Consider the following 25,942-nt stretch of genomic DNA (forward strand, 5'->3'; position numbering starts at 1 on the left):
CTAGCATGCGGATTTCGGCCCTTCCATTACCCGCGAGGTAATCGAATTGGGGCGCGGCCGCGCGCATCTTGCTCGCAACAGGAGATGACCATGATCGCACTGCTGCTCTACCGGACGTTGCAGACCACGTCCTGCCCTGGGCCATGGCATTCGCGACCCGGATGCTGGCGCGCAGCCTCAACATGCCGGAGCCGCTGGTGCATTCGACCGGCGACTATGTCGTCGCCCGGGTCATCGCCTTCGAGCACGGCGTTGGCAGGAGCCTCTGCCCGTTCCGTCTCGCCCGTCTGCTCCGCGCCTGGTGGCGCGGTCGGCGCTAAAGTTCCACCCCGGTCCAACCAAGGAGACCTGAGATGATCGATGCATCCACCTTCCTGCGCCGCGCCCTCTTCGCCGACGCCGTCTTCAGCGGCGTCGCCGCACTCGGCTTCACCATCGGCGCGAGCGCGTTCGCAGCGCTGTTCAACCTGCCCGACGCATTGCTGCGCGAGACCGGCCTGTTCCTGATCGCCTACACCGCCCTGGTCGGCTGGCTCGCTTCGCGGGCAACGATGGCGAAACCGCTCGTCCTGCTGGTCGTGATCGGCAATGCGGCCTGGACCGTCGGCAGCATCGCGCTGCTGCTCTCGGGTGCGGTGTCGCCGAACCTCGCCGGCGAACTTATGGTCGTCGCGCAAGCGATCGCCACCGGCGTGTTCGCCGAGCTGCAATATGTGGGATTGCGGAAGAGCGTGAGCGTGGTGGCAGCGTGAGGCCGCACCACGTACATCGTCGCCCGGCTCGGCCGGGCGACGACAACATTCAGACAATCAACCTATGCGGACAAGCTGCGGCGTGCACGATGGTTCGGTCCCGGCTCCGTGACACCTGAGCAGGAAGCTTGGGCGTGTTATGCCCTTTCGCGACCGACCTTGCCGGCGAAGTGCTTGCCGTTCAGCTTCTTCTTTTTCGCCGTCGCGCTCTTCGCATCCGCTTTCTTGGCCCTGCGCTCGGCCCGCGCCTTCACCTTGGCGCGTTCGGCCCGCGCCTCGGCGCGCAGCTTCTTGCGCTTCCTCTCGCAGGAGTCGCACTTGCAGCCGATCGGCTTCAGATAGGCTTTGAAATAGTCGGTGCCGTAATCGTAGTTGATCTCGTCACCCGGCTCGATGTTCTTGATGGCGCGGATATAGACCTTGCGCTCGCGCGGTCGGACGTCGGATTCGGCGTTGGGCCGGCAGGAATGGTTGATGTAGCGGGCGAGGTTCTTGCGCACCGAGCCGTCGATGGTCCAGCGCCCGTTGAGCTCGAACAGATATTTGTTCTCGATCTCGTCATGCTCGGGGATCCTGGAATCCAGGATCGGTCCGAAATAGCGGATGATCCGGGTGCCCTTCTTGATCGGTTTGGTGGCGAAGAGGCCGAGTCCGGTCTTGGAACGGCCGACGCGATAGGGTTTGTTCGAGGATGTGGCTGGCATGATCAAGGAAACGAGGAACGCGAACGAGGCCGGATCGGCCTAAAGCGAAGCCGCTCTTCTAGAACGATTCCGCGCCGCTGTCAGGTATATCCCGCCCCTGTTTGAACCTTGCCCACAATCAAGACGTCTGATGGTACGGAGTTCCAGCTGCCTCGAAGTGTCATCATGATCCGTATGACCGCCCCATCGCTCACCGCGCTGCTGATCTGCGCCGGCCTCGGCTGCGCCGACGCCCAATCCGTGAGCAGCACCTACACCTCGACGGCGCCGAAGGACTGCCGTCAGATCGGCAAGCCCAGCGCCCTCGACGGCAGCACCACGCGGCTATGTCCGGGCAAGGACGGGCTCGTGGTGCTGATCGCCGAGGACGATCTGCGCGAGATCGTCTCTGTCGGCCGCAATCGCAAGCAAGCGGCGGAGGAACCGGCAGCCAACGTCTGGTTCGCGCCGTTCAATTCATCGGAGAGCATCATCGAATGGCGCGCTGCCGGCGCAAAGCCATTTGCGATCATCCAGCGCTGGCACATCGCGGACAACACCGATCCTGACATGCAGGGACGGCCGAACACCAAGGCCGTGCTGGTCGTGACCCGGCTGCCGCCGGGCCCGGCCTGCCACGTCGCCTATGTCGACGCGATCGCCAACCCGAACGCCAACGAGCTCGCGCGCAAGGCCGCGGACGATTTCGCCCGCGGTTTCACGTGCGGCAAGGACAAGGTCAAGATCATCGGCGCGCCGGGCCGCGCCGTCGAACTGGCCACGATGCGGTAAGCCTTGGCGGGCGCAAACAGCCGCTACACGGGAATGTTCGGGGCCAAAGGCGCCGTCAGCATCGCCTCGAGCAGCCGCTCCGCCGTCGTCCCCTCGGGCATTCGCTCGAGAATGTCCTCGAGCCGTCCATCCAGCAGCAGCATGGTGAAGCCATGCACCAGCGACCAGGCGCGCGCGATCGCCGCGCCCTGGTTCAGCGTCAGCGCATCTTCGCTGATCTGCTCCTGCCGCATCATGCCGATCGCATTGGCAAGCCCCGCGAAGGAGGCCTCGGCGGCCTCGTGCAGCGAGGGTCTCGAATAGTCGAGCCGCTCGGTGCGGAACATGATGCCGTACATGCCGGGATGCGCCTGCGCATAGGCAATGTAGGCTTTCGGCCTTGCCAGCGCGCGTTCGAGCGGCGTTGTGGCGGCATCGCAGGCAGACGCCATCGCGGCATTGAACTGGCGGAAGCCGATGGCGGCGAGCTCGCTGAGAAGCCCCGTGAGATCGCCGAAATGATGAGTGGGCGCGGCATGCGAGACGCCCGCCTCGCGTGCCACCGCGCGCAATGTCAGGCCGGCGAGTCCGTCGCGCTCGAGCACCCGTTCGGCGGCCTGGAGCAGCGCCTCGCGCAGGGCACCGTGATGATAGGGCGTCTCGGTCCTCGTAGCCGTTCGGCGCCATGCGGGACGCGCCTGCGCCTTCGCGGCCGACGATGCTTTTTTCGGAGTGCGCGGGTTAGGCGCGGTTTCGCTCTTGCCCATGGGACAAGCTATATGATGCAATATTGACAGTGTAAAGATTTCGCTTGACCGAAGCGAAAACCAGCGATACCTAATCTTGACGATGTAAAGATCAGGAGGGCACGCCGTGCAGCAGGTCACCGGGCGCTACGACAACATCGCACCGATCCCGTTCGAGGCCGACGCGCCTTTCCTGAAGGTCATCGGCGAATTGCCGCGCGAGCTGAACGGCACGCTCTACCGCAACGGCCCTAATCCGCAGTTCGAATCGCCCGGCGCACACTGGTTCGTGGGCGACGGCATGTTGCATGCCTTCCATCTCGAAAACGGACGTGCCGGATATCGCAACCGTTGGGTCCGCACGCCGAAATGGCTCGCCGAGCACGATGCCGGCCGGGCCCTGTTTGGCGGCTTCGGCCGCAAGCTGCCGGATGCACCGGCCAACCTCACCGACGGCGGCGTCGCCAACACCAACATCATCTTCCATGCCGGCAAACTGCTCGCGCTGGAAGAAGCGCACCTGCCGACGGAGATCGAGCCGGGCACGCTGGCGACGCGCGGCTATCACAGCTATCAGGGCCGCGTCGCCGGCAGCTTCACCGCGCATCCGAAGGTCGATCCCGTCACCGGCGAACTGGTGTTCTTCGGCTACAACGCCGCGGGCCCGTTGACGCCTGCCCTCTCCTACGGATCGATCGACGTAACAGGCAAGGCGACGCGCTTCGAGCGCTTCGAGGCGCCCTATGCCAGCATGGTGCACGACTTCATCGTCACCGAAAACCATGTGCTGTTTCCGATCCTCCCGATCACGGGCAGCATGGAGCGCGCGATGAGCGGTCGGCCGCCCTATGCCTGGGAGCCGGACAAGGGCGCCTATGTCGGCGTGATGAAGCGCAGCGGCACCGCCAAGGACATCGTCTGGTTCCGGGCCGAGGCCTGCTACGTCTTCCACGTCATGAATGCGTGGGAGGACGGCGATCGCATCGTGGCCGACGTCATGCAATTCGAGGAAGCTCCGCTGTTTCCGCATCCCGACGGACGGCCGACCGATCCGGAGAAGTCGCGCGCCCGTCACTGCCGCTGGACCTTCGATCTCTCGGGCAATACCGATCGCTTCCAGCAGACTTACCTCGACGATCTCACCGGCGAATTCCCGCGCATCGACGACCGCCGCGCCGGGCTGAAGAGCCGTCACGGCTGGTACGCCTGCGCCAATCCGAAATTGCCGATGTTCGGCGCGCTCTCGGGCGTCGTCCATGTCGACGGCAACGGCAGGCGGCTCGGCCAATACCTGCTGCCGGCCGGCGACACCATCTCCGAGCCCGTTTTCGTCGAGCGGTCGAAGGACGCGCCTGAGGGCGACGGCTGGCTGCTGGCGGTGGTCTGGCGCGCGCGGGAGAACCGCAGCGATCTCGCCGTGTTCAACGCCACCGATGTCGAGGCCGGCCCGGTCGCGCTCGTGCAGCTCGGCCACCGCGTGCCCGATGGCTTTCACGGCAATTGGGTGGGCGCGGCGTAGCGCTTGTGATTTCCGGGCGCGACGACGTCGCATGCCCGGCAGCACGACGGATGTAGTGTTACGAAAGTAGTCCCATGCCCATGCCCTCGATCACCGCGGACCTCCTCGCTGTCCTGGCCTTGGCCTCCGCCGCACTCGCATTGCTGACAATCCGGTTGCGGCAAAGGAGCTTCACGTTCCTCAACGGCGGTATCCTGCTCGCGGTCTGCCTTCTGATCGTCTCGGGGCTGCCGATCCTCTCTCACTTGCCTTGGGCGGAATGGGTCGATGCCTCGCTAGATCAGGTCCTTGCGCTGCTTCACTTTTTTGAGGTCGCCTATACGGTTTGGACGCTGTGACGTTTCAACGACCCAACTCCGCTCGCAACCATCGATCTTATTGAAGCGGTTCCGGCGGGACCCCGGCGAGCCTGATTTCTCTATTCCAACATCATTACCGGCGCCTGGGCTGCGGCCACGCGCTTGATGGCGGCCGCGTTCTCGTCAATCTTACCGTTTGGTCCCCGCGGCACCGCGATTCATTTCACAAAGTGGTATCCCGAGTATCGCCAGACCAAGTATGGTACGTCCAGCCGCGCATTGCGCAACGCACGCTGAACAGGATCACGATGAAGGATGTATTTGCCCGTCTCGGTTCCGATCTTTTCTCCGCCATCCTCTTCCTGGCCGTCTACCTCATCACCGACAATGTCATCGTGGCGACGTCTGTGGCGATTGCCGGCGCAGTCGCGCAAGTGATCTATGCCCGCGTCAAGGGGCAGCAGCTCAACTACATGACCTATGCGAGCCTCGCGCTCGTCGTCGGATTGGGCGCGATCACACTGCTGACCAACGATGCCCGCTTCATGCTGGCAAAGCCCGCGATCGCGCATTTCGCGGTCGGCCTCATCATGCTCAAGCGCGGCTGGATGCTGCGCTACATGCCGCCGGTCGTCGTCGAGACCGTTCCGGAATATGTGACGGCCGCGGGCTATGCCTGGGCCGCGCTGATGTTCGTGATCGGCGCCGGCATGATCGTGGTTGCTTCCACGGGCGATCTGAAGCTGTGGGCGTTCTATCTCACGGTGGTCGCAGGCGGCGGCAAGATCCTGGCCTTTGCCGTGCAATATCTCGTTCTGCGCCTCATCGTCAGCAGTCGCCGGCGTGCGGCGGCCCGCGCCTGAATGCGGGGTTAGGGAGGCGCGTCGAGTTGGGTTATAGGCTCGCCACGGGACTGGCCGCGGATCGTCGCGGTCCGCCGGTGATTTGTTCGGGAGACGGGAATGGCCGTAGACGGCAACTGGAATCTGACCATGACGACGCCAATGGGCGAGCGCCAGGCCACGCTGAGCCTGAAAGCCGCGGGCGGGACGCTCACGGGCACGCAAGGTGCGGAAGGTAATACCGCCGAGATCTTCGACGGCACCGTCTCTGGCGACGCCGTCAACTGGAAGGTGTCCATCACCAACCCGATGCCGTTGACGCTCGAGTTCATCGGAAAGGTCTCCGGCGACAGCATGAGCGGCGAGATGGGCATCGGCCCGATGGGCAGCTTTCCGTTTACGGGCGTACGGGCGTAAGCGCGCGCTGCTCCGATGCGTGCGCTTCGTCTCGTCGCGGCGACAATCCTGTGTGTCGCGACACAAGCGGCGCGCGCGGATGACACCGAACCGGCGTGGCGCGCGAGCGCGCTCGCCATGGTGCCGGCGGGCTATGTTGCCGGCACCGCCTATCGCACCGAAGGTGCGACCGGCTATCTCGCCGTCTATCCGGCGACGTCCAACGATCCGAAGGCACCGGCAAGCGTGTTCACCGCACGCCAGGCTCTCGTCGTCACGCTGACGGCTGATGCGACGCGCGCGATCTCGGCCGAGTTGAAGCCGCGCGTCGCGCTGGATGCTGGTAACGACGACACCGATTTCGCAAAGCTGCACGCCGATCTCGCCGCGAAACGCGCAAGCCTACCCGAAGGCACTGAGCCCTGCGATCTTGGCGCATGGTCCATCGACAAGGACCCGAACGGTCTCAACGTGCGCGCCGAACCCTCAGTGAAGGCGCGCGTGCTCGGCACGCTGCCGCCGCTCTACCGGTTGAAGTTAGGCGGCGCTGAGAACACACCGGAGGGCGGCTGGCTCACTGAATTCCGCATCATCGGCTTCAGGGACGGATGGTTCCTGATCGAAGGCGCGAGGCCGCCGGGCAAGGATTACGAGGACGAAAAGCGATATCCGCGCAGCGCGCCAAAGCCCTATGCCGGGCGTGGCTGGGTCGCGTCAAACAAGGTCGGCGCATCCTATGCCAATGGCGCCACGCGCATGGGCGGGCTTTTTCAGGCGCCCTTCGTCGACGCCAAATGGATGCCGGCCCAGCGCGAGCTCGGCGGCCCGATCGACGGCGACGGCGGACCGAAGCGGCTATTGGCCTGCAGTGGCTTCTGGGGCCTCGTCGAGAGCCACGACGGCGTCCGCGGCTGGTGGCGCGCGCTGTGCTCCAACCAGGTCACGAATTGTAGCTAGCGAGATAAAGCGAGCAAGCGCAACGCTCGTGTCCCGGACGCGTCGCAGCACGAAGTGATGCGACGCAGAGCCGGGACCCAAGCTCCACGATGGACCCCGGATCAGCAGCGCAGCATTTCATGCTGCGTAGCATCCGGAACTCCGCCTCAGCCCAAATTCAGCTCCTTGAAGAAGTCGTTGCCCTTGTCGTCGATGATGATGAACGCCGGGAAGTCGACGACTTCGATGCGCCAGATGGCTTCCATGCCGAGCTCGGGATATTCGAGCACCTCGACCTTCTTGATGCAGTGCTCGGCAAGGTTCGCGGCGGCGCCGCCGATCGAGCCGAGGTAGAAGCCTCCGTACTTCTTGCAAGCCTCGCGCACGGCCGGCGCCCTGTTTCCCTTCGCCACCATTACCATCGAGCCGCCGGCGGCCTGGAACTGGTCGACGAAGGAATCCATGCGGCCCGCAGTGGTCGGGCCGAACGCGCCGGAGGCGTAGCCTTCGGGCGTCTTGGCGGGGCCGGCATAGTAGACCGGGTGGTTCTTGAAGTAGTCCGGCAGCGGCTCGCCCTTCTCCAGCCGCTCGCGCAGCTTGGCATGCGCGCTATCGCGCGCGACGATCATGGTGCCGGTCATCGAGACGCGGGTCTTGATCGGATATTTCGAGAACGTCGCCAGAATGTCCTTCATCGGCTGATTGAGATCGATCTTGACGACCTCGCCGCCGAGCGACTGCTCGACCTGCGGCAGATACTGCGCCGGATTATGCTCGAGCTCCTCGAGATAGACGCCGTCCTTGGTGATCTTGCCGAGCACCTGGCGGTCGGCCGAGCAGGACACGCCAAGCCCGATCGGCAGCGAAGCGCCATGGCGCGGCATGCGGATCACGCGCACGTCGTGGCAGAAATACTTTCCGCCGAACTGCGCGCCGACGCCGAGCGACTGCGTCATCTTGTGGATTTCCTTCTCCATCTCGACGTCGCGGAAGGCGTTGCCGTCGGGCGAGCCGTGGGTCGGCAGCGCGTCGAGATAGCGGGCGGAGGCGAGCTTCACCGTCTTCATGCACAGCTCGGCCGAGGTGCCGCCGATCACGATGGCGAGGTGATAGGGCGGGCACGCCGCGGTGCCGAGCGTGAGGATCTTCTCCTTGAGGAAAGCGAGCAGCCGGTCCTTGGTCAGCACCGAGGGCGTGGCCTGGAACAGAAAGCTCTTGTTCGCACTGCCGCCGCCCTTCGCCATGAACATGAACTTGTAGGCGTCGTCGCCCTCGGCGTAGATCTCGCACTGCGCCGGCATGTTGTTGGCGGTGTTCTTCTCCTCGTACATCGAGAGCGGCGCGACCTGCGAATAGCGCAGATTGCGGCGCAGGTAGGCATCGCGCGCGCCTTCCGACAGCGCGGCCTCATCGTCACCGTCGGTGATGACGTTGCAGCCCTTCTTGCCCATGATGATCGCGGTGCCGGTGTCCTGGCACATCGGCAGCACGCCGCCGGCGGCGATGTTGGCGTTCTTCAGGAAGTCGAGCGCAACGAACTTGTCGTTCGGGCTCGCCTCGCCGTCCTCCAGGATCGCGCGGAGCTGCTTCAGGTGACCGGGCCGCAGGTAATGGTTGATGTCGCCAAAGGCCGCCTCCGACAGCGCCCGCAGCGCCTCGCGCGACACCACGAGCATGTCCTTGCCGAGCACCTTCTCGACCCTGACGCCCTCGGACGAAATCTTCTTGTAGGGTGTCTCGTCCTTGCCCAGCGGGAACAGCGGGGTGTGCTTGTAGGGCGGAACGGGCTTGGACTGGTCGGGGAAGGCGGTGGGAGCGTTCATGGGGCAAATCTCGGGGTTTTGGGGCCTTGGCGGGCCTCTCAGCATAGAAGCGTTCTAAGCGCATTTCGGCCAGAAAAGAAAGGGAGCGGTACGCATGGGAGCGGCAGGCTAGGGTTGGGAAGGCATTGGCACAGCTCGTGGAAATGCCCCTGCCCACCCTTGCGCTTCGCCCGCGAGGACGGTTGAATGCGCGCCCTAAAGGGCTTTTCATCATGACTTTCAAACTGAACGTCCGCGGCGCGATCACGGTCGCCGCCGCCATCGCCGGCCTTGTGGCCCTCGCCTCACCCGCGCGCGCCGACCGCTGTGACGACAGCGCCAAGGAGCTGGCGAACCAGGTCGATCGCCTCAAGGTGAATTTCCGCGCCGGCAACGTCGTCTACCTCTCGCACCCGGCGGCCAAGGAGCTGTCCGTGGGTTGCCGCGGCGACAAATATTCCATCGAGCTCTATGCCAAGGGTGATCGCAAGTCCAAGCCCGAGTTCTACGCGCTGGTCGGATCGATGGCCGCGATCGTCTTCACAGTGACGAAGGACGACACGACGACGGGCGCGACACGCTGCCTGAAACGGATGGGTCTGCTCCGCGGCGACAAGATCAGCATGCGCTATCGGCGCCTCAACATGGAATGCACCCGCACCAAGACGGAGGCTTCCATCGCCATCACCCGCGGCAAGGACGAATAGGCGGGGCGCTCACTGCTTTCCGGACGCTGGCCGCGCATGCACCGGGACGCCGTCTAGCACGTACTCCGTCATTGCGAGCGCAGCGACTTGTCCGCCGAAGCCTTGGCGAAGGCGGAAGCAAACCAGAAATCTGTCCGCGGAGGCAGTCTGGATTGCTTCCTCACAAGGGCTCCTCGCAATGACGGGGAGAGGCCTCGTCGTCTCCTGTTTGCACCGCGCGATGAGACGCATACACGGCATTCATCGCACCAATTCCCTCGCATTTTAGCGATTGCCTTGAAGGAAATTTCGCTCCTCGCAGCGCAGGCTGAATTGTTTCCATATGTGAGGATTTGCGGATGAAGGTTTCCACCGTAGCGCCGCCGCCGATCGCGATCGTGGTCCCTAACTACGACACGACCAAGCAGCAGGACGAGCCGATCAAGGCCAAGGACGAGGATCCGACCTTCAAGCCGCAACCGCCCGCGCCGCTGCCGCCGGGTCAGGGCACGCGGATCGATCAGCTCGCCTGATCAGGCTTGCCGAGGCTGGAGCGCCCGATCCGGTCGATCGGACTTTTCGCGCGTCCGGCCGCATCTTTGCCGGATAGCTGCGGCAATCATGCGCCGTTCATCCGGGACCCGCGCATGATCGCACGCCTGCTGTTGCAGAACACGATCTTCGTCGTCGCAATGGGCGCGCTGCTGTTTGCGTGCGCCGGAACACTGCATTGGCCGTCGGCCTGGACGTTCCTCGTCACCTCTGCGCTGCTCGGCCCGCTCTGCGGGTGGTGGCTCTACCGGATCGATCCGGCGCTGCTCGCCGAACGTCTGCGGCCGGTCCTGCAAAAGGATCAGCCCGCCGCCGACAAGACGTTCATGGCCGTCTTCGTCGTCGCGATGCTGGCCTGGCTGGTCGTGATGGGGCTTGACCGGCGCTTTCAATCCGCCGACATGCCGATTGCGTTGCAGGCGCTCGGCCTTGCGCTGTTCCTGGCCTCGACACTGTTCACCATGTGGGTCTTCCGCGAGAACTCGTTCGCCGCGCCCGTGGTGAAGCTGCAAACCGAGCGCGCTCAGCACGTGATCTCGACCGGTCCCTACGCCCATGTCCGTCATCCCATGTACAGCGGCCTGGTGCTGTTCTTCGCCGGCGTGCCGATGCTGCTGGGGTCGTGGTGGGGACTTGCGATGATGCCGCTCTTCATCGCCTTGCTCGCGGTCCGCATCCCCATCGAGGAGCGCACGCTGCGCGAGGGCCTGCCGGGCTATACCGATTATGCCGCGCGGGTGCGCTATCGCCTTGTACCCGGCGTCTGGTGAGGGCGGATCATTGTCCCGTCCGGGCCGGCTAACCGTCGAGCTCGCGATAGCGGCGGAAGATGCCCTGCTCGTTGAATGGAATACGGCGCTCGCTCTCGAGATAGGCCTTGATGTTCGGCCGTGCGGCGATGCGGTCGTGCAGGCCGACAAGGCCCGGGACATCCGCCTCGAACGCCCTCATGTGCCTGGGGAAGGCGTAACGCAGGCCGTCGACGATCTGGAATAGCGAGAGGTCGACGTAAGTCAGGCGGCGACCGGCGACATAGGTGCCGCCGCTCCCGTCGAGAAGCCGCTCGAAATAGCCGAGATATTTCGGCACGCGCTCGTCCCAGAACTCGGCCGTGCGCTTCTTCGCCTGGGCCTTCTGGTCCTCATAATAGAGCGAGGGTCCGAGCGGATGATGCGTGTCGTGGATCTCGACGACGAAGTCCGTGATCGTGAGCTGAAGCTGGTGCACCCAGAGCCTGCCGGCTTCGGTTTTCGGCGCAAGCCCATGGCGGCCGCCGAGATAGAGAAGGATGTTGGCGGTCTGGCCGATGACGAGCTTGCCTGCTTTCAGGAACGGCGGCGCAAAGGGCGGCGTGCCCTTGTGCGCGTCCATCATCTTCATCATCGCAGCCGATCCGCGCGGACCGCGCGCGACGTCGACGTAAGCGGCCCCCGCCTCCTCCAGCGCCAGCCGCACATATTCGCCGCGGCCCTGGATCTCGGGCCAATAGTAGAGCTCGTATTTCATGGGAGAAGTCCGTGAGCTTGGGGACGATCGGACCAATGTAGCACGTGGCTGAAGGTTCCGTGAGGATGATACGGAACGGCCGCGCAACATACGCCGTCATTGCGAGCGTAAGCGACTTGTCCGCCGAAGCCTTGGCGAAGGCGGAAGCAATCCAGATATTTCCGCGGAGGCGGTCTGGATTGCTTCGTCGCAAGAGCTCCTCGCAATGGCGGTGGAGAGAACTCAGCGCCTCAATTCGCCGCGAAGCAGTACAGCAGACCGTCACCGCCGGTGGTCTTCAAATCGGCCTGCGAGCAGCCGCCGTCGGGACCTCGCGAGGGGTGAGAGCTGTTCCAGGATTTCGAGGGCTCATCGTCGCGCAGACCCCGGCGATCGAAATGGCCGACCATCGCGGCGCCTTGCGTGCTCGACGTCCAGTTCTTGCAGGTGCGATCGTCCGGCCCGGCGAACGCGGTGCCGTCCGGTTGCGATCCCGTGAGGATGTCGTGCCGGTTCGGCTGGTCGCCGGCACCATTGATGACCTCACCCTTTTCGCTGAGCGCGGTCTGCTTGGTGAGATTGTTCGTCGCGCCGTGCAGCTCGGCGACGTCCTTGGCGATCACCGTGCCCTTGGCGTTCTGCCACGGCCCCTTGCCGATGCGATCCTTAGCGTTGATGGCCGGCTTGCCGTCGGCGGCCTGCGTCGACAGATAAGCGCGCCAAGTCTTTGTGCCCGCGCCGGCGGCTTGTGCAAGCTTCTTGCATTGCGCATCGGCTCCTTCGAGACCGCCGAGATCGGCGCCCTTGCCGGGCCCGTTCGAGGTCACGAAGAAGGTCATGTCGGCCGACTGCGCCAGCGCCGATGGGGCAGCAAGCAAGACCATGGCCAGCGCAACACCGGAAATCGTCATGGATCTCTCGATACGGATCATCCTGTCCTCCCAACGTTGTTTTTGTTCGCCGCCTGACTTCAACCCGAGGCGCCCCCGCTTATTCCGATGCGTGCTGCGAGAGGCCAAAAAGAAAAGGGCGCCGTGCCTGAGCACGACGCCCTGGTTCCTCATCTCGTCCGCGATCAGTTAGTCTGCTGAATCGCCGACAATTCCCAACCGGTGCCCGGCCGTCGGGCGAAGGTCCAAACTTCGGTGGCCTCGCCCGGCTGCTCGCTGCCGGCAACGACTGCGCCGGTGTTGCGGTCGACCGTCTTGTCGATGAGCGCGAAGCGCAGCGCCACCGTGGCATAGTCGGTCTCGCCTTCGCGCCAGGCTTCCGCGAGGTCGCCCTGCAGCAGCTTGACGTCGGTCACCTTGTTGACGACGTTGCGGGCGCGGTTCTGGGCGAGATCCTGCTCGAAATACGAGACCATCTCCGGCGTCGCGACCGTGTGCAACTTGGCCACGTCCTCGTTCGACCAGGCGGTCTGGACATCGCCGAGCAGGCGCTCGAACGCCTCATAGTCGTCCGGCTTGATCTCGAGCGGCGCGTTGTTGGCATTGCCGCCGAAGCCGAAGCCGCCAAGACCACTGCCAAGACCACCGCCGAGCCCGCCAAGAGCGCTGCGCTGGTTCGGCTGCGGTCCCGGACCGGCACCTGCTTCAGCATTGGCATAGGCCGTCCGCGGGGCGTGACGGCGCTGCCACCAGGACATAGCCAGGCGAACCACCAGCACCACGAGCGCGATCTGGATGATCAGGCCGAGAATCGAGGACAGGCCGCCGAGGCCGCCGAACAGGCCGCCGCCGAACAACATGCCGAGCAGGCCGGCGCCGAGGAAGCCGGCCGCAAGGCCGCCCAGGAAACCGCCGCCGCGGCCGAACAGGCCGCCGCGCGCAGGCGCGGAAGCAGCCGAATTCATGCCTGTGCCCGGCTGGGTATAGGTGCGGTTGAACTGCGAGGTCGAGCCCGGCGCGGTCGTTGTCGACGGCGGCGCCGTATAGGTGCGCGAGCCGCGCGAACCCGACGAGAAGCCGCCGCCGGCGCGGGCGTCGGCGGACGAGATCGTCAGCGCGGTCGGCAGCGCAAGCGCCAGCACGACGGCGAGCGTCTTGAAGAGACTGCGGGAGCGTTGCGAGAAAGTCATGTTCGTTTCCCAAATCCCCGGCATGGGGACGTGCGCTTAACATGGGCAGACTTCCCGAAAAGTGAAGCCGGTTTCGGAGCGAGCGGCTGCGGCCCTCAGTCGCGGGGATGTGGCAAAACCCCATATTTGGCCGCGACTTGGCCGGGCGCGTCGCGGAACCGAGGTCGCCGGCTACCGGCGCTTTTGCGACGAATATTCCGCTTCTTCCTCGTCGGAGCATAGCGGACGTAATCCAGAATCCGTCCGAGGGAGCAGCCCGGATAACTTCGTCGCATGGCTCACGATGACGGCGTTGAGGCTCCTCACCCCTTCGTCATCGTCTCCTTCACCGCCGCGACGAGCTGGCTGAGCGTGAAGGGCTTCGGCAGGAAGTCGAACTGCTGGCCTTCGGGCAGGCTCTTCTCAAAGGCGTCCTCGGCGTAACCGGAGACGAAGATGAACTTGATCTCGGGATTCTTCTCCCGCATCGCCTTCAAAAGGGTCGGGCCGTCCATCTCAGGCATCACCACATCGGAAACGACGAGATCGATCGCACCGCTCTGCTCCTCCAGCACCTCCATGGCCTCGACGCCGTTCTCGGCCTCGACCACGGTGTAGCCGCGCGAGCGCAAGCCACGCGCGTTGAGCGCGCGCAGGCCCTCTTCGTCTTCGACCAGCAGGATGGTGCCCTGCCCGGTGAGGTCGGTGCGCGGCTTGGCCTCGGCCGGCGCGGCTTCCTTCGCGGTGCCGCCGGTCGCGCTGATCGCGGCTGCGGGCTGCTCGGCCGGCACGTCCTGCTCGGCGTGATGGCGCGGCAGGAAGATATGGAACGAGGTGCCCTGCCCCGGCTCGGAATCGACATAAATGAAGCCGCCGGTCTGCTTGACGATGCCATAGACCGTGGAGAGCCCGAGACCCGTGCCCTTGCCCACTTCCTTGGTCGAGAAGAACGGCTCGAAGATCTTGTCGCGGATGTCGGCGGGAATGCCGGTGCCGGTGTCGGCGACCTCGATCCGGACATAATCCGCAGCCGGCATGCCCTTGTAGGCGAGCTTGCCTGCGTCCTCGGTGGCGATGTTGGCGGTGCGGATGATCAGCTTGCCGCCGTCAGGCATGGCGTCGCGCGCATTCACCGCGAGGTTGACGATCACCTGCTCGAACTGGGAGACGTCGACCTTCACCGGCCAGAGATCGCGGCCGTGGACGAGGTCGAGCTTGACCTTCTCGCCGATCAGCCGGCGCAGCAGCATGGTGAGATCGGACAGCGCGTCGCCGAGATCGAGCACCTGCGGCCGCAGCGTCTGACGCCGCGAGAACGCCAGCAACTGCCGCACCAGAGTCGCAGCGCGCGTGGCGTTCTGCTTGATCTGCATGATGTCCTGGAACGACGGATCGGTCGGCTTGTGCGCGTTCAGCAGGAAGTCGTTCGCCATCATGATGGCGGACAGCACGTTGTTGAAGTCGTGGGCGATGCCGCCGGCGAGCTGGCCGACCGTCTCCATCTTCTGGGACTGGTTGATCTGGTTCTCCAGCGCGCGCCGCTCGGTCGTCTCGAGCATGTGCACGATGGCGGCTTCCGCCTCGTTTTCGGCCGTATCGACCGGCGTGACGAAGAACTGGCCCCAGCGCTCCTTGGCCCCTTCCAGCGCCACCTCGACCGGCGCGATGTCGGCCTTGCCCTCGGCGGCCTGGTTGATGGCCGAGATCAAGAGGTGCCGGTCGCGCGAACTGACCGCGCGGAAGATCGACTTGCTGGCGCTGTCGAGCCCGAGCGCCTGCCCGAGCTTGGCATAGCGCGCATTGGCGCGCACGACATTGCCGGCGCGATCGACGGTCGCGATCGCCATCGGCGTGTGGTCGAAGAAGCGCATGAAGCGCACTTCGGCGGCGCGGTCGGGATCGCTGCGCTCGTCGCGGGCGCGGCTGATCACGAGCGTGCGCGACGGCCCCGGCGCGCCGTCGGCGCCGAAGGCGAGCTTGTGATAGAGCCGAACCGGCATGGTCTTGCCGGTGCGCATACGCAGGTCGATGTCGAAGACCTCGGTCTTCACCTCGCCCGGCACCGCCACGATCGAGGTCAGCAGCGAGGCGCCGTCGCCGGAGACGATGTCGGTGAGCTTGAGGCCGCCCGAGCCGATCTCGGCGAGATCGTAGTCGAGCCAGTTCGCCAGCGTCGCATTGACATAGGCGAGCTCTCCGGCCGGATTGACAGAGAAGAAGCCGCATGGCGCGTGATCGAGATATTCGATCGCGTGCTGGAGCTCCTGGAACACGTCCTCCTGGCGTTCGCGGTCGCGGGTGATGTCGGCGATCGACCACACCGCATACTTCGCCTCGCGCTTTCCGGTGCCGAGCGGGCGCACCCGCATTCGCAACCAGCGGCCCTGGCTGCCGTCATGGCCGGAGAGGCGCACCTCTTCCTGCTGCCGCTTGCCTTCGCGGGCGGCCTTGAGCAACCGGAACACCGCTTCGGAGACATCAGGGTTGCCGATGAAGACGCGCTCGACGGGACGCACGTCCTGGGGGCCGCTGGCGCCGGTCAGCGTCAGATAGGCGGCATTGGAATAGACCACGTGACCGCGCGCATCAGTGACTGCGAGTCCGTCGAACGCGTGATCGGAGATGCGGCCAATGATGGGATCGTCGAGATTGCGGTCCGCGAAGCGGATGATGCCGGCGGCGAAGGCGAACAGGTTGAACAGGCCGACCATCGCCAGCACGGCGAGGATGCCGAGGATATAGGGCTGCGCCTGCGCGCGCCCGAGCGTCATCAGCCCGACGGCGACCGCGACGAGGCCGGCGGCCACCAGCAGCACCAGTGCAATACTGCCCGAGCGCGGCGACGGCTCGTGCGCCGCAACGGGCTCGCGTGTGAGGTCGTGGTCGGTCTCAGCAGTCATCTCGAGCTGGCGCAGCCTGTCGGCAGAGAATCAACGCATTACGGGGCGCGTGGGGTCCTCCCTGCCTGAATCGGACCCAGGGGTGCAAGGGCAGCAGGGGCGAAAGGTACGCTGATTCCCAGATTAGGGCCATTTCCGGTGCTTTCCGGGTGTTTTATCCCCGCCCGGCGCTGAATCCGCGCTTCAGCCGCATGACGTAGCCGATGACTTCGGCGACCGCGTGATAGTGCTCGGTCGGGATTTCCTGGTCGATATCGACCGTGGCGTAGAGTGCCCGGGCGAGCGGAACGTTCTCCACGATCGGGATGTCGTGCTCGCGCGCGATCTCACGGATCTTGAAGGCGAGGTTGTCGACGCCCTTGGCGACGCAGATCGGGGCCGACATGCCGCGCTCGTAGGACAGCGCCACCGAATAGTGGGTCGGGTTGGTGATGATCACCGAGGCCTTGGGAACCGCCGCCATCATGCGCTTCTTGGCACGCTGCTGCCGCAACTGCCTGATCTTGCCCTTGATGTGCGGGTCACCTTCGGACTGCTTGAATTCTTCCTTGATCTCCTGAAGCGACATCTTCTGCCGCTGGAACCAGCTTCGGTACTGGAAGAAATAATCGGCGATGGCGACGATCGCGAGCGCCGCGACCACCGCGCCGAGCAGATGAATGGTCATGCTGGTGGTCGCGCCGAGCATGGCGGCCGGATCGAGCCGGACCATCGCCTCCATGCGGTGCCGCTCCGGCCACAGGACCATGGTCATGATCACGCCGAGCAGGACCAGCTTGCCGATGCCTTTGAGAAAGTTGGCGGCCGCCTGCTTGCCGAAGATGCGCTTGAAGCCGGCGCCGGGCGAAATCTTGTTGAATTTGGGTTTCAGGGATTCGGCCGACCACACCAGGCGGTGCTGGAGCATGTTGCCGGCGATCGCCGCCAGCATCAGCATCAAGAGGGGCACGCCGACGGCCGCGAGCACGACGAATTCGATCTGCTGCATCAGCGCGAGCAGAGCCTTGCCGTCGGTCTTGATCATCCAGGAATTGGCGAGCAGGTTGCGCATCGGCGTGAGCAGCCCGCTGCCGACCGAGCCCGAAAAGGTCGAGACCACGAGGGTGCCGCCCGCCATCATGAACCAGGTGTTGATCTCCTGGCTCTTGGCCACGTCGCCGCGTTCGAGCGCATCGTCAAGGCGCTTTTGCGTCGGGTCTTCTGTTTGACTCTCGGGATCGTTGTCTTCCGCCATCGGTCGATCCCTATTGCTTGAGCTGCATCATCTGGTGCATGACGCCGATGAAATAATCGAGAAACGTGCCCATCATCGCGGTCAGCACCACGGCGAGCACCAGGAAGCCTGCGAAGATCGACAGCGGCACGCCGACGAAATAGACCTGCATCTGCGGCATCAACCGCGCCAGCACGCCGAGCCCGATGTTGAAGACGAGGCCGAACACCAGGAACGGTCCCGAGAGCTGCAAGCCGAGGCGGAACGCGGCGGCGAAGGCGCGCGTCGCCAGCGAGGCGATATCGCCGCTCGATACGGTCTCGCCCGGCGAGAAGATCGTATAGCTGTCGTTCAGCGCCGCGATCACCAGATGATGACTGTCGGTGGCAAACAGCAGCGTCACCCCGAGCATGGTCAGGAAGTTGCCGACCAGCACGCCCTGCTGTCCCTGCGTCGGATCGACCGACGTGACGAAACCGAGTCCCATCTGCTGTGCGATCACGGCCCCGGCGACCTGAAGCGCCGACAGCGTCACGCGCGCGGTCGCGCCGAGCACGATACCGATCGCGATCTCATGCAGCATCAGGACCAGCAGCGGCGCGAGCGAGCCCATGTCGACCTGGTAGGCATTTCGATGCAGCGGCAGGATGATCAGCGTGAGCAGCAGCGCGATCGACAGCTTTATCCGTGTCGGGATGTTTGTCTCGCCCAGGCCTGGCAGCAGCATCACCATCGCGCCGACCCGGGCGAAGGCGAGCATGAAGGAAGCGGCGAGCGCCGGCAGCAGCGAGACGTCGATGCGCATGATTTACGCATCTTGCCTCAGCCGCCGATGATTCGCGACGATATACGCATCATGTGGGCGTGGAGCGAGTCGGCCATGAACGGCAGCGCCAATAGCATCGTGGCGAAGATGGCGAGTATCTTCGGCACGTAGATCAGCGTCTGCTCCTGGATCTGCGTCAGCGCCTGGAACAGCGACACGATGACGCCGACCACGAGGCCGACCACCATCAGCGGCGAGGACACGATCACGATCGTCCAGATCGCATCGCGCGCGACGTCGAGGGTCTCAGGTCCGGTCATGTGCAGGATTCCTTGTTCAACCTTCATCCCCGCCGCCATGGCGAGGAACGAACGCCCTCTCCCCCGTCATTGCGAGCGTAGCGAAGCAATCCAGACTGCCGGCTGAGGAAAAACTCTGGATTGCTTCGCTGCGCTCGCAATGACGAATGGGGCGGGCGTCAGCGCGCGTCAGATCGGCATCTTCAGGATGTCTTCATACGCCGCGATCACGCGGTCGCGGACCGAGACCAGCGTGGACACCGCCACGTCGGTGTCTGCGACCGCCGTCACCACATCCATCACGTTGGCCTTGCCGGCGGCCATCGCCACCGTCTGCGCGTCGGATTTGCGCCCGGACTCCATGACGCTGCCGACGGCGTCCTTCAGCAGCGAAGCAAAGGATTGCCCGGTCGGCTCGCTGCCCTTGCCGGCGCCGGTGTTCTCCAGCACGCGGGCAAGGTTGGCGTAGGCGTTCGCGGCGATTGTCGGTGATGCCATGGCTCAGATGTCCTGTTCAGCTCTTGAGGATGTCGAGCGTGCGCTGGATCATCCGGCGCGTCGCACTGATGATGTTGAGGTTGGCCTCGTAGGACCGCTGCGCATCGCGCATGTCGGTCATCTCGACCACCGAGTTCACGTTGGGATATTTGACGTTGCCGCTCGGATCCGCAGCCGGATTGTTCGGCTCGTATTTGACGCGGAAGTTGGACTGGTCGGGCTTGATCCTGCCGAGAGTGACGACCTGGGCGTCGAGCGTGCGATCGAGCGCGGAGGAGAAGGTCGGAACCTTGCGCCGATAGGGATCCCCGCCGGCGGTCTGCGCCGTCGAGTCGGCATTCGCGATGTTTTCCGAGATCACCCGCATGCGCCCGGCCTGCGCCCGCAGGCCGGAGGTGGCGATCGCCATCGAGCGGGCAAAGTCGCTGCTGTCATTCGCCATGATGCGCCTCTAGCTCCCCTGGTTCCGGAATCACGCCTAGGCCTTCCCGATCGCGGTTTTGAGCAGGCGCAGGCTCTTCGAATAGAGCGAGGTCGCCGCCGCATAGTCCATCTGGTTGCTGGCGGCCTTCATCATCTCCTCCTCGAGATTGACGGCATTGCCCGCAGGGCGGGTCTCAAAGCCCGTGTTCTTGTCCTGGTCGAAAGCGGAAGCGGCGCCTGATGAGGTCAAGTGCGAGGCGCTGGTACGGGTCAGGGCCAGCGGCCCCATGCCCCCCGTGACCGCGCCGGTCCTGTCGAGCTTCGGCTCGACCAGATCGCGCGGCCGGAACCTGGGAGTGTCGGAATTGGAGACGTTCTCGGACAGGACGCGCTGGCGCTCCTGGTGCCACTGCATCTTGGTGCGAAGCGCCGACAGCACCGGGAGGTCGTTGATGGACATCGTCGCGGCTCCTTCCGCCCCTTGCGGACCTTGAGGTCCGAAGCTAGGCAGAATTTGCCGCCTGTATGGTTAACAGCTGGTTAAGGACAATCTCGATATATGTCCCCGAGCGATACACCATTTCTGCACGCCCGTGATTCTACGCCTCGAAAAGTGGCATTAACCCAACCGTTTGGCGGTGGGTGCACAGGGCAAGAAGTCGTTTTGGATCGGGCGATTCATGGGTTATTAAGAGTTGGGGACGGCAAAACTTGCCGTGGAACGTTAAGAAATCGCAGCTTGGGGCATCGTACGCCGGTGGTTGGCGCATCTGACCATGGGCACGAGAAAAGCGCCATTTGTCGGGGACAAGTATGCAAGGCAGCCCTATCACCTTCATCGTCGCGTTCATCGCCGTTCTGGCGTTGATCGGCGTCGCTGCATGGCTGGTTCGCCGATTCGGCAGCAGCCGGCTGGGCGCCAACACCCAGCGCGGCAGGATGCCGAGGCTCGCCGTGATCGACGCCGCCGCGGTCGACGGCCGGCGCCGTCTGGTGCTGGTCCGGCGCGACAATGTCGAGCATCTCCTGATGATCGGCGGCCCCACCGACATCGTCGTCGAGCCCAATATCGTTCGCGCCGCGCCCAGCCGCGACCAGCTTCCGCAGCGTCCCAACGTCGCCGAGCCGCCGCGCCTCGCCCCCATGCCCGACCTCGCTGGTTGGGCCGACGAGGCGCCGCGACCGGAACTGCTCGATCATCCCGAGCCGCAGATGCCCGAGCCGCCGCCGCGGCCCGCCCGCCCATCCTTCGCCGACGAGGTGCGCCGGCCTGCTCCTGCGCCGGCCGAACGTCGTGGCGAACCGACCCTGGGAGGCTTTACACCGGAGCCGATCGCACCACGTCCCGAACGCGAACCGCGGCCCGAGTCCCTGCCGCCACGCATCGCTCGCGGCGAACCGCCGATGCCGCGTCCACCGCGCCAGAGTGAGCCGATGAAGATGCCGCCAGTGCGCCCCGAGCGCGCCGCTGCACCAACGCCGCCTCCGCCCGTGCCGCAGGCGCCGCCCGTTCCGGCACCGGCCCCTGTCCCCTCGAGCGCCGAGCAGAATCTCGCCGAAATGGCGCAGCGGCTGGAGGCGGCCCTGCGCCGCCCGGCGGGCGAAACGACCGCGCCCCCAGTCGCACCGGAGCCGCCGGCCGTGCCGCCGCGTGCGGCCCGCAGCGAGCCGCCGGCGCCCCCCACCCCGGCAGCGAAGCCGGCCGCGGAAAAGACCAGCTTTGAAAATCTCGAAGACGAGATGGCCTCCCTGCTCGGCCGTCCGAAGCCGTCTTCGTGAGGTTGCCGGCCCTCCCGCGTAGAGTTCTTTTCCTTTCTGTCCTGATCGGCGCGGCATCGCTCGCGATGCCGGCGCATGCCCAGGACATCAGCATCAATCTCGGCGGCGGCGCTGGCGGCGGCGGCGTCACCGAGCGCGCGATCCAGTTGATCGCGCTGCTCACGGTGCTGTCGATCGCACCGTCGATCCTGATCATGATGACGTCGTTCACGCGCATCGTGGTGGTGCTCTCGCTGCTGCGCACCGCGTTGGGCACCGCGACCGCCCCGCCCAACTCGGTGATCATTGCGCTCGCGATGTTTCTCACCTTCTTCGTGATGGGCCCGGTCTTGCAGAAATCCTACGACGACGGCATCCGCCCGCTTGTCGCCAACCAGATCGGCGTCGAGGATGCGCTCCAGCGCGCCTCCGTCCCCTTGCGCGGCTTCATGCAGAAGAACGTGCGCGAGAAAGACCTCAAGCTGTTCCTGGATCTGTCGGGCGAGCCGCCGCCGGCCACCCCCGACGAACTCGCTTTACGCATTCTCGTTCCCGCCTTCATGATCTCCGAGCTGAAGCGTGCCTTCGAGATCGGCTTCCTGTTGTTCCTCCCCTTCCTGATCATCGACCTCGTCGTCGCCTCGGTGCTGATGTCGATGGGCATGATGATGCTGCCACCGGCGACGATCTCGCTGCCGTTCAAGCTGATCTTCTTCGTGCTGGTCGATGGCTGGTCGCTGGTCGCCGGCAGCCTGGTGCAGAGCTACGGGGGGTAAGAGAGGCCTCTACCGGGTCATCTTGATCTGCCGCACGACCGGGATCGTGGGCAGCGAGCCGGTGTGGTCGGACTCGTCCTTGGCCTGCGGCGAGCCCGGCGCGCGCGCCGTGGCGTCGGGGAAGCGCTGCTTCATCTCGCGCAGGAAGCCGTCGAGCGTATCGACGCTGGCGGCCAGCTTGGCGATCTCTGCGAATTCGGCGCTCGAGGCTGCGGCCGGCTTGCTGGCGACGTCGAAGGCGAGACGGTCGGCGCTCTCGCTCATCAGCGGCGCGTATTTCTCGCGGAAGCGCGACAGGCCGATCGAGTCGTCGGCGAGCGCGTAGCCGACAGCGGCGCGGATGATGTCGCTCTTCTCGACCGCATTGAGCGGCTTGAAGTCGCGGAAACGGTCGCCGTAATAGAGTTCGATCTGCTCGGCGGACTCGCGCCAGCGCCGCGCCGCCCAGAAGATGTCGGAGCGAAGGCGGAGCACTTCGCGCCCGGAGACGTTGGAGACGATGTCGAGCGCGAGATCGTGACGGCCGACGTCGCTCTGTGCACGCGCTTCCAGGAGCAGGCGCTGCTGCCGGAGCTCGCCGGAGAGATCGCTGATGCGGCTCGCGCGCAGCGCCGTGATCGCCATGTCGGGCTTGCGGTTGGCGAGATAGATCATGGAAAGGCGCGCGGCGACCTGGGCGCGTGCCGCGCCTTCAAGGCGATGATCGACCTGGTATTGCAGGAGCTCGGCGGCCTGGTCGAGCAGGTCGATCGAGGCGAGGCGGTCGGCGAGCCGGCGGATCAGCTCGTCGCCGCGGCGGCCGATCGGCGTCAGCTCGCGGAACTCGTAGAACATCCCGAGCGCCTCGACCGGCGGCAGTTCGTCGCCCTTCGGCCCGAGGAAGAGCTGCGTGAACAGCTCGGAGGCGAGATCCTGAGCCTGACGCGAGGCTTCGGCGTTCGGCTGAAGCCTCGTCGCGGTGCGCGCGGCGGTGAGCGCATCCCGGTAACGCCCGTTCTCGGCATACAGCTGCGACAGCATCTGGAGCGTCTTGACCTCGATCGTGTCGCCGCGCCAGGTCATCGACAACGTCTCGAGTTCGCGCAGCGCCTCTTCCTTGCTGATCTCGTCACGCTTCTGACGCAGTGCGACGTCGAGCTGCTTGGCCTCGGCCGCAGCCTGCCGGTCGCTCGAGGCGACCGCGAACTTGTAGTCGTCCAGCGCATCCTTGTCGTGGCCGAGCGCCTCGGCAAGCCGGCCGCGCAGCACGGCGAATCCGGGCGCAGCCTCAGGCGGGACACCGACCACCTCGAGCTCGCTGCGGCGCTTGGAGGCGCCGGCATAGTCCTTCACCTCGAGCGAGGCGCGCATCGCGTCTATCGTCACGATGCGCTGGATGTCGAGCGGCAGAGAGGCGATGGCGAATTCGACGTTCTTGAACTTCTCGCGCGCGTCCGCCCATTTGCCCTGGCGCGCATAGGCGAGCGCCTTCCAGAGCTGGGAATCGTGGCTGTTGCCGATCACGGGATTGGCGAGGTCCTTCAGGCCCTGCGCCGGCCGGCCGATCAGGATGCTTGCGATCGCATGCATGATCAGCGCACCACTCTCCTCCTTGTTGAGGGGATCTGTCAGCATCACGTCTGTCACGGCCTTGGCCTCGTGATACATGGCGCGCGACATGTAGAACTGCGCGAGGTCGAGCCGCGGCAGCGAACGCAACGCCGGTTCGACCGCCGAGATCGCCATCATCAGTTCGCTCTGGCGCGCCATGAAGTTTTCCGACTGGCCCTTGCGCCAGCCTTCCGGGCTGAAGATCGGGCGCACCGCGGTCGGCGCCCGCTCGGCCGAGATGTCGACCGGCGAGAGCGTCAATCCTCCCTTCTTGCCGACAATCACCTTGTCGGAGCCGACCTCGATGCCGACCTCGTCGGAGTTGGGCCGGATCGCGATGCCGTGCGCGGATTCCAGGAGCGAAAGATCGACGAGGTCCTGCCGCTTGATGAAGCCGCGCACCGGCCGCTGCGCGGTGACGACATAGAGGGTATCGCCGGCATCGGGGTCGGTGAGCTTGTGCAGGAGGCCCGGATTGGCGAAGGGAATCGCGATGTTGGCGAGCGCCGGATCGGTGATGTTGCGCGACATCATCAGCGGCAGCGGCGTCGCCTGGATCTTGTCGGCGAGCGTCAACAGCCAGTTGGTCTCCTTGCCGACCTCCTCGCTCGTCAGCGAGTAGACCAGCGGACGGGTGAGACGGATGCGCACCGCCTGCCCCTTGTCGAGCGGGATGCGGCCGACCTCGCCGATCATCGCGCCGCCCCTGGTGCGGATCGCCTCGACATCGATCCGCTTCGGCGTATCGAACACCAGCCATACCGTGTCGCCGCGGCGGAACGCCGCCGCCGGCGTTGCGACCTGAAGCGGGAACGTCACGCGCAAGCCGTCGCTGTCGCGGCGCGCATCGACGCCGGCGACGGCGGGCTGCGGCGTGTCCGTAGCCGCGAGCGCAGCCTTGACAGCTTCCTTGACCGGCTCCTTCGCGGCCTCTTTCGGCGCGTCGGCCGGCGCCGGCGTGGCGACCGCCGCCGCAGCTTCGGGAGCGGGCGGTGCCGGCTTCGCAGCTTCCCTGGGCACTTGCGGAGCAGGCGCAGCTTCGCTCGCGGGAGCGGCTGCCGGTTTCGGCGCCTCGGTGGATGGCGGCGCGACGGGCGCTTCCGGCTTCACCTCGGGCCTGATGTCGATCTTGGCTTCGCGCGCGATCGTCTCGGAGGTCGGCGGCGCGATCTCACTGCGGGAGTCCTTCGGCTTCTCGGCCGCCGGTTTTTCCGGCGCAGGCTCCGGTCCGTGACCGGCGGGCTTCATCTGGGCGATCACCGCCTCAGGCGTCGCGGCCGTCTTGCCCTTTTCGGGCTGGAAGGCGACGTCGACGACGTAGTTCTTCTCGTCGCGGAACGAATGCACGTCTGAATCGCCGATCAGCGCGATTTCGACATTCGTCTGGTCGATGTCGGCCTTCTGCTTGATCGAGGCGACGTTCGGCGGCGCTGCGACGACCGCGTCCGCGAGGTCGAAATTGAGGTTGGCATTGAAGACGAGCGTGAGCTTCTGCTCGTTGAGCACGGAGGAAACGCCGACGCCGTCGGGCATCTCAAACACGAAGCGCACGAACGTCGGCTGCACCGAGGCACGTACGCGGATCTGCGGACGCTTCCTGGCCTCGGCGGCGGCGCGCTGGGCGCGCAGCGCGCGCTCGGCCACGCGTGCGCGCTCGGCGAGCTCCTTGACCACGTCCATGGGCAGACTCGGCGGCGGCCCCTTCCACCCCTCGGGCAGCAGGTCGACGAAGGTGCGCTCGCCGGCGTTCATGGTGTTGACGGTGACGCGCCGCGCCAGCGACAGGCGGATCGCACTCCCATCCGGGTCGCGGCGGGCGGAGTTGACGTAATCGGGCGCTCCTTCCGGAATCCGGTCGACGGGAACGTCGACGGGCCGGTCGAAGCGGATGACGAGGATGGAGCCTGCGGTCGTCACCTCGGACGGGACGTCCTCGCCGAGCTTGATGACGAGACGGGCAAAGCCGCCGCCAGCCGAAAAACTGGCCTCGCCCCTGACGGGATCAGCCGCGCGAGCCGGGGCCGCAAGGCCAATCAGGAAACAGGCCGCCAGCAAGGGCGCTTTTCGGACACGACGCGACAATCCCCGCGCCGCTGCGCGGGCTCGCGACACAAATCCAGCGGCAGCCTCTCGCGCCATTGGCGGCAGTTCTTCCATTTCGACAGTCATGCCAGCATCAAGGCCGGCCCAT

General features: G+C 65.4%; 26 protein-coding genes and 1 pseudogene. 13 read left to right on the plus strand and 14 right to left on the minus strand.

All coding sequences use genetic code 11. The annotated features are described in order from the left end of the window. The first annotated feature begins 90 nt into the window (after positions 1-90). Both ABIG06_RS37345 and ABIG06_RS37350 read left to right on the plus strand, forming a co-directional pair. Positions 91-320 (plus strand): annotated as a pseudogene (locus ABIG06_RS37345) (hypothetical protein). 33 nt (positions 321-353) lie between these two features. Then, positions 354-752: a hypothetical protein gene (locus ABIG06_RS37350; protein WP_370140543.1), complete on the plus strand. Its 399-nt coding sequence runs from the start codon at positions 354-356 to the stop codon at positions 750-752. Between the two features lie 137 nt (positions 753-889). On the opposite strand, the gene ABIG06_RS37355 is transcribed toward ABIG06_RS37350, so the two are convergent. Then, the gene (locus ABIG06_RS37355) at positions 890-1,456 is read right to left on the minus strand and encodes an SET domain-containing protein (RefSeq protein ID WP_370140544.1); all 567 of its coding nucleotides are present in this window, start codon (positions 1,454-1,456) and stop codon (positions 890-892) included. A 165-nt stretch (positions 1,457-1,621) separates the two neighbouring features. On the opposite strand from ABIG06_RS37355, the gene ABIG06_RS37360 reads away from it, so the two are divergent. Continuing rightward, complete coding sequence (locus ABIG06_RS37360; protein ID WP_370140545.1) at positions 1,622-2,227, plus strand: hypothetical protein; 606 nt, start codon at positions 1,622-1,624, stop codon at positions 2,225-2,227. Between the two features lie 23 nt (positions 2,228-2,250). Here ABIG06_RS37360 and ABIG06_RS37365 read toward each other — a convergent pair whose 3' ends face one another. Continuing rightward, positions 2,251-2,973 (minus strand): TetR/AcrR family transcriptional regulator, encoded by a 723-nt coding sequence (locus ABIG06_RS37365; protein ID WP_370140546.1) that lies wholly within the window; start codon positions 2,971-2,973, stop codon positions 2,251-2,253. A gap of 106 nt (positions 2,974-3,079) precedes the next feature. On the opposite strand from ABIG06_RS37365, the gene ABIG06_RS37370 reads away from it, so the two are divergent. From ABIG06_RS37370 to ABIG06_RS37390, 5 genes are all read left to right on the plus strand, one after another. Continuing rightward, the gene (locus ABIG06_RS37370) at positions 3,080-4,471 is read left to right on the plus strand and encodes a carotenoid oxygenase family protein (RefSeq protein WP_370140547.1); all 1,392 of its coding nucleotides are present in this window, start codon (positions 3,080-3,082) and stop codon (positions 4,469-4,471) included. Positions 4,472-4,551: 80 nt separating this feature from the next. Continuing rightward, positions 4,552-4,809 (plus strand): hypothetical protein, encoded by a 258-nt coding sequence (locus tag ABIG06_RS37375; protein WP_370140548.1) that lies wholly within the window; start codon positions 4,552-4,554, stop codon positions 4,807-4,809. Positions 4,810-5,078: 269 nt separating this feature from the next. Further along, positions 5,079-5,633: an inner membrane-spanning protein YciB gene (locus ABIG06_RS37380; RefSeq protein ID WP_124163153.1), complete on the plus strand. Its 555-nt coding sequence runs from the start codon at positions 5,079-5,081 to the stop codon at positions 5,631-5,633. A gap of 99 nt (positions 5,634-5,732) precedes the next feature. Beyond that, positions 5,733-6,029: a hypothetical protein gene (locus ABIG06_RS37385; RefSeq protein WP_124163152.1), complete on the plus strand. Its 297-nt coding sequence runs from the start codon at positions 5,733-5,735 to the stop codon at positions 6,027-6,029. A 15-nt stretch (positions 6,030-6,044) separates the two neighbouring features. Continuing rightward, a complete protein-coding gene (locus ABIG06_RS37390; protein WP_370140549.1) occupies positions 6,045-6,965 on the plus strand; it encodes an SH3 domain-containing protein in 921 nt (306 codons plus the stop codon). A 146-nt stretch (positions 6,966-7,111) separates the two neighbouring features. Here the strand turns inward: ABIG06_RS37390 and ABIG06_RS37395 are convergent, their stop codons facing one another. Next, a complete protein-coding gene (locus ABIG06_RS37395) occupies positions 7,112-8,767 on the minus strand; it encodes a fumarate hydratase (protein WP_370140550.1) in 1,656 nt (551 codons plus the stop codon). A gap of 212 nt (positions 8,768-8,979) precedes the next feature. On the opposite strand from ABIG06_RS37395, the gene ABIG06_RS37400 reads away from it, so the two are divergent. The 3 genes from ABIG06_RS37400 (at position 8,980) to ABIG06_RS37410 (ending at position 10,754) form a co-directional block, all read left to right on the plus strand. Continuing rightward, complete coding sequence (locus ABIG06_RS37400; RefSeq protein ID WP_370140551.1) at positions 8,980-9,453, plus strand: hypothetical protein; 474 nt, start codon at positions 8,980-8,982, stop codon at positions 9,451-9,453. 338 nt (positions 9,454-9,791) lie between these two features. After that, positions 9,792-9,965: a hypothetical protein gene (locus tag ABIG06_RS37405; RefSeq protein ID WP_370140552.1), complete on the plus strand. Its 174-nt coding sequence runs from the start codon at positions 9,792-9,794 to the stop codon at positions 9,963-9,965. 114 nt (positions 9,966-10,079) lie between these two features. After that, a complete protein-coding gene (locus ABIG06_RS37410) occupies positions 10,080-10,754 on the plus strand; it encodes a methyltransferase family protein (protein WP_124163148.1) in 675 nt (224 codons plus the stop codon). 28 nt (positions 10,755-10,782) lie between these two features. Here the strand turns inward: ABIG06_RS37410 and ABIG06_RS37415 are convergent, their stop codons facing one another. The 10 genes from ABIG06_RS37415 to flgB form a co-directional block, all read right to left on the minus strand. Next, complete coding sequence (locus ABIG06_RS37415; protein WP_370140553.1) at positions 10,783-11,490, minus strand: glutathione S-transferase; 708 nt, start codon at positions 11,488-11,490, stop codon at positions 10,783-10,785. Between the two features lie 230 nt (positions 11,491-11,720). Then, the gene (locus tag ABIG06_RS37420) at positions 11,721-12,401 is read right to left on the minus strand and encodes a lectin (RefSeq protein ID WP_370140554.1); all 681 of its coding nucleotides are present in this window, start codon (positions 12,399-12,401) and stop codon (positions 11,721-11,723) included. 143 nt (positions 12,402-12,544) lie between these two features. Further along, the gene (locus tag ABIG06_RS37425; RefSeq protein ID WP_370140555.1) at positions 12,545-13,573 is read right to left on the minus strand and encodes a Tim44 domain-containing protein; all 1,029 of its coding nucleotides are present in this window, start codon (positions 13,571-13,573) and stop codon (positions 12,545-12,547) included. A gap of 278 nt (positions 13,574-13,851) precedes the next feature. Next, positions 13,852-16,428: a cell cycle histidine kinase CckA gene (gene cckA, locus ABIG06_RS37430; RefSeq protein WP_124163144.1), complete on the minus strand. Its 2,577-nt coding sequence runs from the start codon at positions 16,426-16,428 to the stop codon at positions 13,852-13,854. A 154-nt stretch (positions 16,429-16,582) separates the two neighbouring features. Beyond that, complete coding sequence (gene flhB, locus ABIG06_RS37435) at positions 16,583-17,662, minus strand: flagellar biosynthesis protein FlhB (RefSeq protein WP_370140557.1); 1,080 nt, start codon at positions 17,660-17,662, stop codon at positions 16,583-16,585. Positions 17,663-17,672: 10 nt separating this feature from the next. Continuing rightward, positions 17,673-18,446, minus strand: coding sequence for a flagellar biosynthetic protein FliR (gene fliR / locus ABIG06_RS37440; protein ID WP_370140558.1), 774 nt, complete (start codon positions 18,444-18,446; stop codon positions 17,673-17,675). Between the two features lie 17 nt (positions 18,447-18,463). Next, entirely contained in the window at positions 18,464-18,727 is a 264-nt protein-coding gene (fliQ, locus tag ABIG06_RS37445; RefSeq protein WP_028180904.1) for a flagellar biosynthesis protein FliQ, read from the minus strand. Between the two features lie 168 nt (positions 18,728-18,895). Next, a complete protein-coding gene (gene fliE, locus ABIG06_RS37450) occupies positions 18,896-19,204 on the minus strand; it encodes a flagellar hook-basal body complex protein FliE (RefSeq protein WP_124163141.1) in 309 nt (102 codons plus the stop codon). A gap of 16 nt (positions 19,205-19,220) precedes the next feature. Then, positions 19,221-19,646 (minus strand): flagellar basal body rod protein FlgC, encoded by a 426-nt coding sequence (flgC, locus tag ABIG06_RS37455; protein ID WP_424578565.1) that lies wholly within the window; start codon positions 19,644-19,646, stop codon positions 19,221-19,223. 36 nt (positions 19,647-19,682) lie between these two features. Continuing rightward, a complete protein-coding gene (flgB, locus tag ABIG06_RS37460) occupies positions 19,683-20,087 on the minus strand; it encodes a flagellar basal body rod protein FlgB (protein WP_124163139.1) in 405 nt (134 codons plus the stop codon). A gap of 353 nt (positions 20,088-20,440) precedes the next feature. Between flgB and ABIG06_RS37465 the strand changes: the two genes are divergently transcribed. Together ABIG06_RS37465 and fliP are read left to right on the plus strand one after the other, a co-directional pair. After that, entirely contained in the window at positions 20,441-21,406 is a 966-nt protein-coding gene (locus ABIG06_RS37465) for a flagellar biosynthetic protein FliO (protein ID WP_370140559.1), read from the plus strand. After that, complete coding sequence (gene fliP / locus ABIG06_RS37470; RefSeq protein WP_370140560.1) at positions 21,403-22,161, plus strand: flagellar type III secretion system pore protein FliP; 759 nt, start codon at positions 21,403-21,405, stop codon at positions 22,159-22,161. The genes ABIG06_RS37465 and fliP overlap by 4 nt, the downstream gene beginning before the upstream one ends. 9 nt (positions 22,162-22,170) lie before the next feature. On the opposite strand, the gene ABIG06_RS37475 is transcribed toward fliP, so the two are convergent. Then, positions 22,171-25,890 carry a tetratricopeptide repeat protein gene (locus ABIG06_RS37475; RefSeq protein WP_370140986.1) on the minus strand — a complete coding sequence of 1,240 codons (3,720 nt, stop codon included), beginning with the start codon at positions 25,888-25,890 and terminating at the stop codon, positions 22,171-22,173. Positions 25,891-25,942: the final 52 nt, after the last annotated feature.

The sequence above is a fragment of the Bradyrhizobium sp. USDA 326 genome (genome assembly GCF_049739485.1).
GTDB lineage: Bacteria > Pseudomonadota > Alphaproteobacteria > Rhizobiales > Xanthobacteraceae > Bradyrhizobium.

Excerpts from the sequence above, each read along its gene's own strand:
- ABIG06_RS37350 (WP_370140543.1), top strand. The coding sequence starts at position 354 with ATGATCGATGCATCCACCTTCCTGCGCCGCGCCCTCTTCGCCGACGCC.
- ABIG06_RS37355 (WP_370140544.1), bottom strand. The coding sequence starts at position 1,456 with ATGCCAGCCACATCCTCGAACAAACCCTATCGCGTCGGCCGTTCCAAG.
- ABIG06_RS37360 (WP_370140545.1), top strand. The coding sequence starts at position 1,622 with ATGATCCGTATGACCGCCCCATCGCTCACCGCGCTGCTGATCTGCGCC.
- ABIG06_RS37365 (WP_370140546.1), bottom strand. The coding sequence starts at position 2,973 with ATGGGCAAGAGCGAAACCGCGCCTAACCCGCGCACTCCGAAAAAAGCA.
- ABIG06_RS37375 (WP_370140548.1), top strand. The coding sequence starts at position 4,552 with ATGCCCTCGATCACCGCGGACCTCCTCGCTGTCCTGGCCTTGGCCTCC.
- ABIG06_RS37380 (WP_124163153.1), top strand. The coding sequence starts at position 5,079 with ATGAAGGATGTATTTGCCCGTCTCGGTTCCGATCTTTTCTCCGCCATC.
- ABIG06_RS37385 (WP_124163152.1), top strand. The coding sequence starts at position 5,733 with ATGGCCGTAGACGGCAACTGGAATCTGACCATGACGACGCCAATGGGC.
- ABIG06_RS37390 (WP_370140549.1), top strand. The coding sequence starts at position 6,045 with ATGCGTGCGCTTCGTCTCGTCGCGGCGACAATCCTGTGTGTCGCGACA.
- ABIG06_RS37395 (WP_370140550.1), bottom strand. The coding sequence starts at position 8,767 with ATGAACGCTCCCACCGCCTTCCCCGACCAGTCCAAGCCCGTTCCGCCC.
- ABIG06_RS37400 (WP_370140551.1), top strand. The coding sequence starts at position 8,980 with ATGACTTTCAAACTGAACGTCCGCGGCGCGATCACGGTCGCCGCCGCC.
- ABIG06_RS37405 (WP_370140552.1), top strand. The coding sequence starts at position 9,792 with ATGAAGGTTTCCACCGTAGCGCCGCCGCCGATCGCGATCGTGGTCCCT.
- ABIG06_RS37410 (WP_124163148.1), top strand. The coding sequence starts at position 10,080 with ATGATCGCACGCCTGCTGTTGCAGAACACGATCTTCGTCGTCGCAATG.
- ABIG06_RS37415 (WP_370140553.1), bottom strand. The coding sequence starts at position 11,490 with ATGAAATACGAGCTCTACTATTGGCCCGAGATCCAGGGCCGCGGCGAA.
- ABIG06_RS37420 (WP_370140554.1), bottom strand. The coding sequence starts at position 12,401 with ATGATCCGTATCGAGAGATCCATGACGATTTCCGGTGTTGCGCTGGCC.
- ABIG06_RS37425 (WP_370140555.1), bottom strand. The coding sequence starts at position 13,573 with ATGCCGGGGATTTGGGAAACGAACATGACTTTCTCGCAACGCTCCCGC.
- cckA (WP_124163144.1), bottom strand. The coding sequence starts at position 16,428 with ATGACTGCTGAGACCGACCACGACCTCACACGCGAGCCCGTTGCGGCG.
- flhB (WP_370140557.1), bottom strand. The coding sequence starts at position 17,662 with ATGGCGGAAGACAACGATCCCGAGAGTCAAACAGAAGACCCGACGCAA.
- fliR (WP_370140558.1), bottom strand. The coding sequence starts at position 18,446 with ATGCGCATCGACGTCTCGCTGCTGCCGGCGCTCGCCGCTTCCTTCATG.
- fliQ (WP_028180904.1), bottom strand. The coding sequence starts at position 18,727 with ATGACCGGACCTGAGACCCTCGACGTCGCGCGCGATGCGATCTGGACG.
- fliE (WP_124163141.1), bottom strand. The coding sequence starts at position 19,204 with ATGGCATCACCGACAATCGCCGCGAACGCCTACGCCAACCTTGCCCGC.
- flgC (WP_424578565.1), bottom strand. The coding sequence starts at position 19,646 with ATGGCGAATGACAGCAGCGACTTTGCCCGCTCGATGGCGATCGCCACC.
- flgB (WP_124163139.1), bottom strand. The coding sequence starts at position 20,087 with ATGTCCATCAACGACCTCCCGGTGCTGTCGGCGCTTCGCACCAAGATG.
- ABIG06_RS37465 (WP_370140559.1), top strand. The coding sequence starts at position 20,441 with ATGCAAGGCAGCCCTATCACCTTCATCGTCGCGTTCATCGCCGTTCTG.
- ABIG06_RS37475 (WP_370140986.1), bottom strand. The coding sequence starts at position 25,890 with ATGGCGCGAGAGGCTGCCGCTGGATTTGTGTCGCGAGCCCGCGCAGCG.